This window comes from Microbacterium sp. CH-015 (assembly GCF_049707015.1).
Classification (GTDB): Bacteria; Actinomycetota; Actinomycetes; order Actinomycetales; family Microbacteriaceae; genus Microbacterium; species Microbacterium aurum.
In genome coordinates this window covers 114,723-125,716 of sequence record NZ_JBNAFJ010000004.1, presented here as the reverse complement: position 1 = coordinate 125,716, position 10,994 = coordinate 114,723, and the positions used below count along the sequence as shown (strand labels likewise).

Sequence of the window (10,994 nt, the reverse complement as noted above, 5' to 3'; positions counted from 1 at the left end):
TGTATCCTAGGAGTCGTGCTCCTCGCAAGCCTGGGGAGTGGGTGTGAAACTGACCGGGAAGGGAGGGGTGTCGTGACCGATGTGTCGACCCGTCCCGCGGGCGGTTCCCCTCCGGCCAGCGAACGCCGGGCGCGGACGCGCGCGCGCCTGCTCGACGCCGCGCACGAGGTGTTCGCCGAGGTCGGGATGGACGCGGCATCCGTCGAGATGATCTGTGAACGCGCAGGCTTCACGCGCGGGGCGTTCTACTCCAACTTCGAGTCGAAGGACGAGCTGTTCCTCGCCCTCATCACACAGCTCGCCGACGCCAAGCTCGAGGAGGTCGCCGGGCGCGTGCGCGGGCTCGAGCCCGGCACGCTCGCCGATCCGTCGGCGCTCGTGCGCCAGGTCGTGGGCGTGTCGCTCGGCGAGCGGCTGGAGCCGCAGCTGGTCAGCGAGATCCGCACGCAGGCGCTGCGCGATCCGCGCCTGGCCGCGGCCTACCTCGCGTGGCAGGAGGTCATGCGCTCCCGTGTGGAGGAGATCATTCGGCACGTCGTGGACACCTATGGGCTGCGGCTGCGGCTGCCGATCGAGGAGGCGGCGCAGCTGCTGCTCGACGTCTCGGACGACACCTGCACCCGCGCGACCCTCGAGGGCCGTCCCGTGGGCGAGGTCACCGCGCTGCTGAACGAGCGGATCGAGCGCCTCGTCGGCGTGCTGGTCGACGCGCCCTGATCACAGCAGCGCGTAACACCGCTCGAGGCGGGCGAGCCACCAGTCGCGGCGCTCGGGTGAGGCCGCGTGGGCCTCGAGCAGGGTGGCATCCGGCTCGACGCGGCGCACCGGCAGCGCGCCGTTCTCAGGGCGCAGCGGTGTCGTCGTGACGTCGGCGGCGAGGAGCGACGCCGTGCCGAGGCCACAGTCGTAGTCGAGGTCCGGCAGCGCGGCGGCCAGGGCGACGCCCATTGCGATCCCGACGCTCGTGTCGAGCGCGCTGGAGACGACCGCCGGAAGTCCCGCGTCCGCGACGATCTCGAGCGCGCGTCGCACGCCGCCGAGGGGCTGCGCCTTCACGACGATGAGATCGGCCGCGCCGGCGCGCGCGACGGCCAGCGGGTCGGATGCCTTGCGGACGCTCTCATCCGCGGCGATCGGGATGTCCCAATCCGCGATCCGCTCGCGCAGGTCGGCGAGCTCCGGCACGCTCGCGCACGGCTGCTCGAGGTACTCCAGGTCGAACTCGGCGAGGGCGTGCACCGCGTGCTCGGCCTCGTCGACGTTCCAGCCGCCGTTCGCGTCCAGGCGGATGCGGCCCTCCGGCCCCATCGCGGCGCGGACCGCGCGCACGCGGGCGACGTCGTCGGCGAGGGTCTGGCCGCGCTCGGCGACCTTGACCTTCGCGGTGCGGCAGCCGTCGAAACGGGCGAGGACTGCGGGGACGGATGCCGGCGCCACCGCAGGCACGGTGGCGTTGACGGCGACGGCGTCCCGCACCGGCGCGGGCTGTGGATGCCACCCGAAGTCGATCGCGGCGGTCAGCCACGCCGCGGCCTCGGCGTCGTCGTACTCGACGAAGGGGGAGAACTCCGTCCAGCCCTGCGGTCCCTCCAGCAGAAGCGCCTCGCGGGCGTCGATGCCGCGGAAGCGCGTGACGAGCGGGAGGGAGACGACACGCGCCGTGGCGCGCAGGTCGGACAGCGCGGGGAAGCTCACGGCATCCATCCTGCCCGCTGTCACCGGCGGAATGGTGGGTGTGTCCTTGACGATAGTGTGTGACGCACAGTATCGTGTGAAGCATGACCGAGAATGAGGCGCGGGAGACCCACCTGCAGGAGCTGCGGCGCGGAACCGTCGTATTGGCCTGCCTGCGGCTGCTCGCCGAGCCGGGTTATGGGTACGGGCTGCTGGAGGACCTGCAGCAGCGCGGATTCGACACCGATGCCAACACGCTCTACCCCCTGCTGCGCCGACTGGAGAAGCAGGGACACCTCACCAGCGAGTGGAACACCGACGAGGCGCGGCCCCGCAAGTTCTACCGCACGTCGCCCGCCGGCCACCGCCTGGCAGAGGCGCTCACCACCGATTTCGACGCGCTCGCCGCCGCGATCGCCGCCCTTCCCGTTCCGTCCGAGGAGAACTGACATGACCGCCACCCTGACCGACCGCTACGTCCTCGCGGTCACCCGCAGCATCCCCGAGCAGCAGCGCGCCGACGTCGCCGACGAGCTGCGCGCGTCGATCGCCGACCAGCTCGACGCGAGGATCGAGGCCGGCGAACCGGCGGATGCCGCCGAGCGCGCCGTCCTCACCGAGCTCGGCGACCCGGACCGGCTCGCCGCCGGCTACGCCGACCGCCCGCTCTCGCTCATCGGCCCGCGCTACTTCCTGGAGTGGAAGCGCCTGCTCGTGCTGCTGCTGTGGATCGTCGTGCCGCTCGCGGCGTTCGGCCTCGCCCTCGGCCAGACCCTGTCGGGCGCGCCCTTCGGAGCGATCATCGGCGGCACCATCGGCGGCGCTATCTCCGTCGGGGTGCACCTCGCCTTCTGGACGACGCTCGTCTTCGCTCTCGTCGAACGCTCCGACGAGGCGCGCACGCCCCTCGCGCCGTGGACTGTCGACCGCCTTCCCGCGGACACGCCCTACACCGGGGCGCGGTTCAGCGACATGATCGCGAGCGTCGTGTTCCTCGCGATCGCGGCGGCCGCGCTGCTGTGGGACCAGCTCGTCGGGGCGGTGTACCTCAACGGCCAGTGGATGTCGCTGCTGTCGCCGTCCCTGTGGCCCTGGTGGGTGGGCGGGCTGCTCGTCGCGATGGGCGTCGACGCCGTGCTGCAGATCATCGTGTTCCTTCGGGGGCGCTGGACCTTCGCGCTCGCCGCGTTCAACACGGTGCTGAACATCGTCATCGCGGTGCCGGCGGTGTGGCTGCTGTCGCAGGGGCGACTGCTCAACCCGGAGTTCTGGACCCTCGTCATCCCGAACGGCGAAGGCGACAAGGTGTTCGGGATCATCTCGGTCCTCACCGGGTTCGCGATCGCGGGGATTGCGGTATGGGACATCGTCGACGCGTTCCTCAAGGCCCGCCGGGCCGCCCGTGGGAGAATCACCCGGTGACCGCGCCCGTGACCTCGCCCCGCTTCGCGCTCGACATCGACGGCGTGCCGCGGACCGAGCGGGCGCAGGCGCTGCTGGATGCCCTGGCATCCCGCGTCGTCATCGCCGACGGGGCCATGGGTACGATGCTGCAGCGGCACGACCTGCAGATCGAGACCGACTTCGCCGGGCTCGAGGGCTGCAACGAGATCCTCAACGTCACGCGCCCCGACGTCGTCGCGGCGATCCACGACGCCTACTTCGCGGTCGGGGTGGATGCCGTCGAGACCAACACGTTTGGGGCGAACTGGTCGAACCTGTCGGACTACGGCATCGACGACCGCATCCACGAGCTCGCCGAGTCGGGGGCCCGGATTGCGCGGGAGCGCGCCGAAGCGGCAGAAGCCGCAGACGGCCGGATGCGCTGGGTGCTCGGCTCGATGGGGCCGGGCACCAAACTCCCCTCGCTCGGTCACACAACGTACGCGCACCTCAAGGAGACGTTCGCGCTGCAGGCCGAGGGCCTCATCGACGGGGGAGCGGACGCTTTCCTCGTCGAGACCAGCCAGGACCTGCTGCAGACGAAGGCCGCGATCAACGGCTGCAAGCAGGCGATCGTGGCCCGCGGCATCCGCCTGCCGATCTTCGTCGAGGTCACCGTCGAGACGACCGGCACGATGCTCATGGGCTCGGAGATCGGCGCGGCGCTGACGGCGCTCGAGCCCCTCGGCGTGGATGCCATCGGACTCAACTGCGCGACCGGCCCCGCCGAGATGAGCGAGCACCTGCGGCACCTGTCGAAGCACTCGAGCGTCACGATCGCGTGCATGCCCAACGCGGGCCTGCCGGTGCTGGGCGCCGACGGTGCGCACTACCCGCTGACGCCCGCCGAGCTCGCCACCGCGCACGAGCAGTTCGTCCGCGAGTTCGGGCTGGGCCTCATCGGCGGCTGCTGCGGTACGACCCCCGAGCACCTCGCCGCCGTGGTCGAGCGGCTGGGTGCCTACCGGTCGTTGAGCGAGGAGCGCAGCGACGAGACGAAACGTGGTGACGACTCCGGGTCGGCTCACGACGTTTCGTCTCGCTTCGCTCGCGGGGCGACCGATGAGCCCGGCGTGGCATCCCTCTACCAGCACGTCCCGTTCCGTCAGGACGCGAGCTACCTCGCGATCGGCGAGCGGACGAACGCGAACGGCTCCAAGGCGTTCCGCGAGGCGATGCTCGAGGGGCGCTGGGACGACTGCGTCGAGATCGCGCGGAACCAGATCCGCGTCGGGGCGCACCTGCTCGACGTGTGCGTCGACTACGTGGGTCGCGACGGCGTCGCCGACATCCGCGAGGTCGTCTCCCGCTTCGCCTCGGCATCCACGCTCCCGCTCGTGATCGACTCGACCGAGCCCGCGGTGATCCAGGCGGGCCTCGAGCTCATCGGCGGCCGGCCCGTCGTGAACTCCGTCAACTACGAGGACGGCGACGGCCCGGCATCCCGCTTCGGTCGCATCATGCCGCTCGTCAAGGAGCACGGCACCGCCGTCATCGCCCTGACGATCGACGAGCAGGGTCAGGCGCGTACGACCGCCGACAAGGTGCGGATCGCGTCGCGGCTCGTCGACGAGCTCGTCGGCGACTGGGGCCTGCGCGTCGAGGACATCATCGTCGACTGCCTCACGTTCCCGATCGCGACGGGACAGGAAGAGACCCGGCGCGACGGCATCGAGACGATCGAGGCGATCCGGGAGCTGACGGCGAAGTACCCCGGCATCAACACGACCCTCGGCGTGTCGAACGTGTCGTTCGGGCTCAACCCCGCGGCGCGGTCGGTGCTGAACTCGGTGTTCCTGCACGAGGCGACGCAGGCGGGGCTCACGAGCGGCATCATCGACGCCGCGAAGATCGTGCCCCTGGCATCCCTCGACGAGGCCCAGCGGAAGGTCGCGCTCGACCTCGTGTGGGACCGGCGCGAATGGGATGCCGAGGGCAACCTCACCTACGACCCGCTCGCGACGATGCTCGACCTGTTCGCGGGCGTCGACACGGCGGCGCTGCGGGATCAGCGCGCCGCCGAGCTGGCCGCACTGCCGGTGGGCGAGCGCCTCGAGCGCCGCATCATCGACGGCGAGCTGAAGGGTCTGGAGGCCGACCTCGACCTGGCGCGGGCCGGGGGCACGAGCCCGCTCGCCATCATCAACGACCACCTGCTCGAAGGTATGAAGGTCGTCGGCGAGCGGTTCGGGTCGGGGCAGATGCAGCTGCCGTTCGTGCTGCAGTCCGCCGAGGTCATGAAGACCGCCGTCGCCCTCCTCGAGCCGCATATGGAGCGCACCGACGAGGCCGGCAAGGGCACGATCGTGCTCGCGACGGTCCGCGGCGACGTGCACGACATCGGCAAGAACCTCGTCGACATCATCCTGACGAACAACGGCTACACCGTGATCAACCTGGGCATCAAGCAGCCGATCGCCGACATCATCGCGGCCGCCGAGGAGCATGGCGCCGACGTCATCGGCATGAGTGGCCTGCTCGTGAAGTCGACGGTCGTCATGAAGGAGAACCTGCAGGAGCTGCAGGCACGGGGTCTGGCGGGCCGGTGGCCCGTGATCCTCGGCGGGGCGGCGCTGACGCGCGCGTACGTCGAGCAGGACCTCGCGGAGCTCTTCGACGGCGAGGTACGGTACGCGAAGGATGCCTTCGAGGGTCTCGCCCTGATGGAGCCGCTCGTCCGCATCGCGCGCGGCGAGGCGCGGAATGCCGTGGGCCTGCCGCCGCTGAAGAAGCGCATCCACGCGGCGGGCTCTCGCCTGACGCTCACAGAGCCCGAGGCGATGCCGGCGCGCAGCGACGTGGCATCCGACAATCCCGTTCCGGCGCCGCCGTTCTGGGGGACGAGGATCGTCCGCGGGATCGCGCTCGCCGACTACGCCGCGTTCCTCGATGAGCGCGCGACCTTCATGGGGCAGTGGGGGCTGAAGCCCGGCCGCGGCGAGGACGGGCTGAGTTACGAGCAACTCGTCGAGACGGAGGGCCGGCCGCGGCTGCGGTACTGGCTCGACCGCATCCTCGCCGAGGGGATGCTGGACGCTTCGGTGGCGTATGGGTACTTCCCGGTGGTCTCGGAGGGCGACGACATCGTCGTGCTCCATCACGGCGACGACCCGACCGGTGTGCTCGGCGTGCCCGGGCTGCTCGCGCCGGACGGGGGGTCAGGCGGCGCGATCGGCGCCGACCGCCTGCGCTTCCACTTCCCGCGGCAGCGCCGCGACCGGCACCTGAATCTCGCCGATTTCGTGCGCTCGCGGGATTCCGGCCAGGTCGACGTGATGCCCGTGCAGCTCGTCACCGCGGGCGCGGCGATCGACGCCGTGACGGCGACGCTCTTCGCCGAGAACCGCTACCGCGACTACTACGAGCTCAACGGGCTCGTGATGCAGCTGACCGAGGCGCTCGCCGAGTTCTGGCACGCCCGCATCCGGTCCGAGCTCGGCTTCGCCGGTGAGGACCCCTCCGACACGGCCGGTCTGTTCAAGCTCGAGTACCGCGGGGCGCGGTTCTCGCTCGGCTACCCCGCGTGCCCCGACATGGAGGATCGCCGCAAGGTCGTCGAGCTGCTGCGTCCCGAGCGAATGGGTGTCGAGCTCAGCGATGAGCTGCAGCTGCACCCGGAGCAGTCGACGGACGCGTTCGTCTTCCACCACCCCGAGGCGAAGTACTTCTCGGTCTGAGCGGGCCCTGCCGCGCTGCTCTCGGGCTGCGGACGCCCATCACCACCCATGTCGCCGGCGGATCCCGCGCCGAGGTTCTGCAGCGGCAGGCGGGCGCCGGTCACGAGCCAGGGGAGGAGGCCCACGATGGCGCCCGCGGCGCCGATCGCGAACCACACGGCGGCATTGAGCCGGCGCGGTGCGGTCATCCGGGCAGAGTACCGGGACAGCGCGACGGGTCAGGCGACCTGCTGCCCGCACATCCCGCAGACTCCCGTTGCGGGGACCTCGACGAAGCAGTCGGGGCAGAGGACCGCTGCGCGCTCCGGGATCGACGGGGCGGCGGCCTTCCGTGGGGCTGGTGCGGCAGCGCGGGCGCGGCGCGCGCGCTCGGGCGCCGAGACGGGCGGCGCGAGCTTGGGTGTCGGCTTGTGGTCGGCGCAGTAGTAGCGCACGAATCCCGCCGGGTTGTTCGGATGCCGGTGCTTCACGACCCAGAGCGCCTCACGCGGCCAGGGTTCGCTGTCGGGGCCGCAGCCGGCGCACCGGGTGGGCTCTCCGGGCACGGCCTCCGCGGCGGGGATCGGCAGCTCGAAGGGGAGGGCGTCGCGCCAGTCCGAGGAATTCCTGATCTGCACGGTATGCCTTCCCGGCGGCATCCGTTCGGGTGGGACGTCGCCGTACTCCATTGTCCCACGATCGGGATCGTCAGTGATGTGGGACGGCCACAGCCCGCGGTGCGGGTGACGGGGTCGGGGCCGCCACGGGCTTCGCGCGGCGCAGCGACCGCAGCAGCGCTCGCCCGACGAGCGCGAGACCGACGACCGTCGTGATGGCGCGGAGGGTGTCCCAGCTGAGCGTGGAGGTCAGCAGCGAGTACACGAGGAAGTTGCCCAGGTTCTCGCCGAGAGAGCCGCCGGGCACGTACGAGATGCCGGTGTCCGCGCCGACCGCGAACGGCCAGAACCACATGTTCATGATGAGGCCGAACGCGTACGACGCGACGATGCCGTAGGCGGCGAGCATGACGATCTCGGGGATGCCGCGGACGCGCCGGGGGAGCAGGCCCGCCCCCGCGCCCACCCAGCCGCAGGCGAACATCTGGAACGGCAGCCACGGCCCGACCCCGCCCCACATCAGCGCCGACAGGGCGAGGGATGTCGCGCCCAACAGCAGCCCGAACCGAGGTCCGAACGCGCGCCCCGCCAGGATCAGCAGCACGAACAGCGCCTCGACGCCCCCCACCCCCGTGCTCGCGATGCGGATGGCGGCACCGATCGCCGCGAGGACGGCGAGCAACGCGAGAGTGTGCGCCGAGCGCACGCTCGCATCGAGGGCAGCGAGCACGAGCACGACCGCGAGGGGCGCGAGCGCCAGAGCGATGTACGGAACCGCGGCCTGCGCCTGCGCCGGGACGGCGCTGGCGACCAGCGGCCAGAGGAAGGCGGCCGCCGCCGCGAGGTTCGCCGCGACGAGCGCCGGCGTGCGCCAGCCGCGGACACCCCTCGCGCGCGGCGCAGGATTCGGCGCGAGCTCGGGATGGCGCTCGCGTTCAGACTCGGGCTCGTCCTCCTGCGGAGATCGGCGCTTCTTCGGAACGATCGCCGCGGATTGGTCCGCAGAACTGCAGATCTCCGAAGCTATGGGGGCAGGCGCGGGGGCAGGCGCAGCCGCGGGGTCGAGCACGCCGGCATGCATCCGCAGGGTGCGGTCGCCCAGGGCGGCGAACGCGGCGTCGTGGGTCGCGAAGAGCACCGCGGTGCCACCGGCGGCCTGCGCCACGATGGCGTCCGCGACGAGGCGCGAGGCGTCCGGGTCGAGACCCCGCGTCGGCTCATCGAGCAGCAGTGCGCGCGGCGCGCCCGCGGTCTGCACGACGATCGCGAGACAGCGGCGCTCGCCGGCGGACAGGTCGCGCGGATGCGCGCGCAGCCGCCGCGTGAGCGCGGGATCGGCGGCGTCGAGGCTCAGCAGGGCGCCGAAGCGCGCCGCCGTCGTGCCGGGAGCGAGCTTGTGACGCCGGTCCACGCGGCGGCACTCGGCCTGCACGCTGTCGCGCGTGAACAGCGCGTCGCTGTCGTCGGGGACGAGCGCGACGCCTCCGGCGTCGGTCGCCAGCGCGACCAGCAGACTCGACTTGCCCGCGCCGTTAGGCCCCCGCAGCGCGACGATCCCACCCGGGTGCAGGGTGAGAGAGGCGCCAGCGACCACGACCCGATCGCCGTGGCGCACCGTGAGGTCGGTCACGGTGAGGGCGGGGGGCCGGGCGCCTTGTGGCGAACTCCTTCGGCCCGGGCTGCGTCGGTGCCCGTCCGGCCCGATCTGGGCGAATGCCGAACGGATCGAAGGAGTTGGCGACGCCGCCGCCGTCTCGACAACAGCGCCGCCCGCCACCGTCAGCCACCGGTCGGCCACGCCGGAGAACTCGTCGGCGCGATGCTCGGCGGCCACGACGCAGATGCCGGCCTGGTGGGCGAGCGCGCCGAGCAGCGCGACGATGCGCGCCCGCGCGTCATCGTCGAGGTCGGCGAGCGGCTCATCCACGAGCAGCAGGATCGGCTGCTCGGCGATCGCCGCCGCGATCGCGACGAGGGTCGCCTCGCCGGCCGACAATCCCCGCAGCTCGCGTTCGAGCAGCGGAGTGATCCCGACGCGGTCGGCGACCTCGCGCACGCGCGCGTCGATCAGCACCCGCGCGACGCCGCGGAGTTCGAGCGCGAGGCCGATCTCGTCCGCGACGCGGCCGGTCGCGAACGCGGCACGCGGATGCTGCAGCACGACGCCCACGCATCGCGCCAGGTCGCGCGGGGGCACGTCGCCGCGCTCGTGTCCCGCGACGCGCAGCGACCCGGCGGTCCACCCGCCGTCGACGTGCGCGTGCAGTCCGCTGAGCGCGCGCAGCAGGGTCGTCTTCCCCGACCCCGTGGCGCCGGTCAGCAGGGTGAGGGTCCCGGGGCTGAGGTGGAGGTGCGGCACCGCCACCACCGCAGTCGCGGCTGTCGCCCCGAACCCCATCGTCGCCTCCCGCAGGGCGACCGGATGCCGGCACTCGCCCGCGAGGCCCCGTCCGGCATAGCCGCGCAGCTCGAGCGCCGCCGCGACCGCGGTCGCCCGTTCCAGGGTGTGCTCGAGCACCGGTGCGAGCAGCCGCACGCCGCCCCGCTCACCGCGCAGCCGCTGCGCGAACCGCACCGCACGGACCGCGTCGGCCAGGGACGGCAGCGTCGCCCACGCGATCGCGACCGCACGCGCGAGCCCCTGCACCGGTCCCCGCCGTGCGCCGCGCGCGATGAGCCGCGGCATGTCCAGCAGCGCACTGAGCGCGCCGAACGCGAGGATCGTCAGCGCGATCGGCAGCGCGCTGATCACGGCGTCCCACAGTCCGTCCACCGTCGCGGGTCCGAACATCACGACGTGCGCGAACGGCGGCGGCAGTCGCCACGCCGGCAGCGGCAGCACCACCGGCCCCGTCCCGTCGGCACCGTGGAACAGCACCCGGTACAGCACGCGCACCGCGATGAAGGCGGCCGCGAGCACGGCGGCCGCGCGCAGGGGTCCGGTCCGGAATCTCACGCCCGGAATCTCACCCCCAGAACCTCACCCCGGCGCCTGCTCAGGCGGCGGGTGCGGCCGGCGCGCCGTCGAGGGTGAACAGCAGCTCGATGCTGTCGCCCGGCTCGACCTGCAGCGTCGACAGCCCCTCCTGCGCGTAATCCCAGGTCCCACCCGCGGGCTTCAGCCACAGCGACCAGTAGGCGAAGCCGGCGGGCATGGTCTTGCACTCCTCGACGTAGGTCGGGTCCTCGGTCGACCCGACGGGCTTGGATGCCGACGGCAGCCCGTTCACCCGGCACACGACCTGATCCCCATACTGGTCGGTGCCTTCGACGTCGACCTGCGCGACGGTCAAGGCATCGGCGGCCGGCACGGACTCATCGGTCAAGTAACACTGCGCCTGCGGCTCGGCGTCATCGAGGGCTGACGCGTCGACGATGATCGTCACGCCGTCGTCACCGGTGCAGGCGCCACTGGTGACGAGGGCCGCGTTCGCGCCGCCGGTCGGGCCCGTGGCGGGCGGGTCGGCGATCGTCGTGGTGCAGGCGGCGAGCCCGAGCGCGAGGGCGCCGGCGGCGAGTAGGGTCAGAATGCGGGGAGTCGACGTCACCGGTCCAGCGTAGGGCGCGGCACCTCCCGCCCGGAGCCGTGTGACGCCCGCGCGTA

The 10,994-nt window shown here is 72.3% G+C and carries 8 protein-coding genes; 4 read left to right on the top strand and 4 right to left on the bottom strand.

Going from position 1 to position 10,994, the window contains the following annotated elements:
- The first annotated feature begins 72 nt into the window (after window positions 1–72).
- Window positions 73–717 carry a TetR/AcrR family transcriptional regulator gene (locus tag ACPYN4_RS08465; protein WP_424446109.1) on the top strand — a complete coding sequence of 215 codons (645 nt, stop codon included), beginning with the start codon at window positions 73–75 and terminating at the stop codon, window positions 715–717.
- Here the strand turns inward: ACPYN4_RS08465 and ACPYN4_RS08460 are convergent, their stop codons facing one another.
- Window positions 718–1,704 (bottom strand): o-succinylbenzoate synthase, encoded by a 987-nt coding sequence (locus ACPYN4_RS08460; protein ID WP_424446186.1) that lies wholly within the window; start codon window positions 1,702–1,704, stop codon window positions 718–720. It lies immediately after the preceding gene.
- Between the two features lie 74 nt (window positions 1,705–1,778).
- Between ACPYN4_RS08460 and ACPYN4_RS08455 the strand changes: the two genes are divergently transcribed.
- Genes ACPYN4_RS08455 through metH form a run of 3 tightly spaced genes read left to right on the top strand, consistent with a single transcriptional unit; the run spans window position 1,779 to window position 6,794 of the window.
- Entirely contained in the window at window positions 1,779–2,123 is a 345-nt protein-coding gene (locus ACPYN4_RS08455; protein WP_076689541.1) for a PadR family transcriptional regulator, read from the top strand.
- A gap of 1 nt (window position 2,124) precedes the next feature.
- Entirely contained in the window at window positions 2,125–3,096 is a 972-nt protein-coding gene (locus tag ACPYN4_RS08450) for a permease prefix domain 1-containing protein (protein WP_424446107.1), read from the top strand.
- A complete protein-coding gene (gene metH / locus ACPYN4_RS08445; protein ID WP_424446106.1) occupies window positions 3,093–6,794 on the top strand; it encodes a methionine synthase in 3,702 nt (1,233 codons plus the stop codon). Before ACPYN4_RS08450 ends, metH begins: the two co-directional genes overlap by 4 nt.
- Before the next feature lie 218 nt (window positions 6,795–7,012).
- On the opposite strand, the gene ACPYN4_RS08440 is transcribed toward metH, so the two are convergent.
- Genes ACPYN4_RS08440 through ACPYN4_RS08430 form a run of 3 tightly spaced genes read right to left on the bottom strand, consistent with a single transcriptional unit; the run spans window position 7,013 to window position 10,938 of the window.
- Window positions 7,013–7,462 carry a glucose-6-phosphate dehydrogenase gene (locus tag ACPYN4_RS08440; protein ID WP_315551076.1) on the bottom strand — a complete coding sequence of 150 codons (450 nt, stop codon included), beginning with the start codon at window positions 7,460–7,462 and terminating at the stop codon, window positions 7,013–7,015.
- 19 nt (window positions 7,463–7,481) lie between these two features.
- Window positions 7,482–10,346 (bottom strand): ATP-binding cassette domain-containing protein, encoded by a 2,865-nt coding sequence (locus ACPYN4_RS08435; RefSeq protein WP_424446105.1) that lies wholly within the window; start codon window positions 10,344–10,346, stop codon window positions 7,482–7,484.
- A 40-nt stretch (window positions 10,347–10,386) separates the two neighbouring features.
- Window positions 10,387–10,938 carry a hypothetical protein gene (locus tag ACPYN4_RS08430; protein ID WP_315551070.1) on the bottom strand — a complete coding sequence of 184 codons (552 nt, stop codon included), beginning with the start codon at window positions 10,936–10,938 and terminating at the stop codon, window positions 10,387–10,389.
- Between the last annotated feature and the right edge of the window lie 56 nt (window positions 10,939–10,994).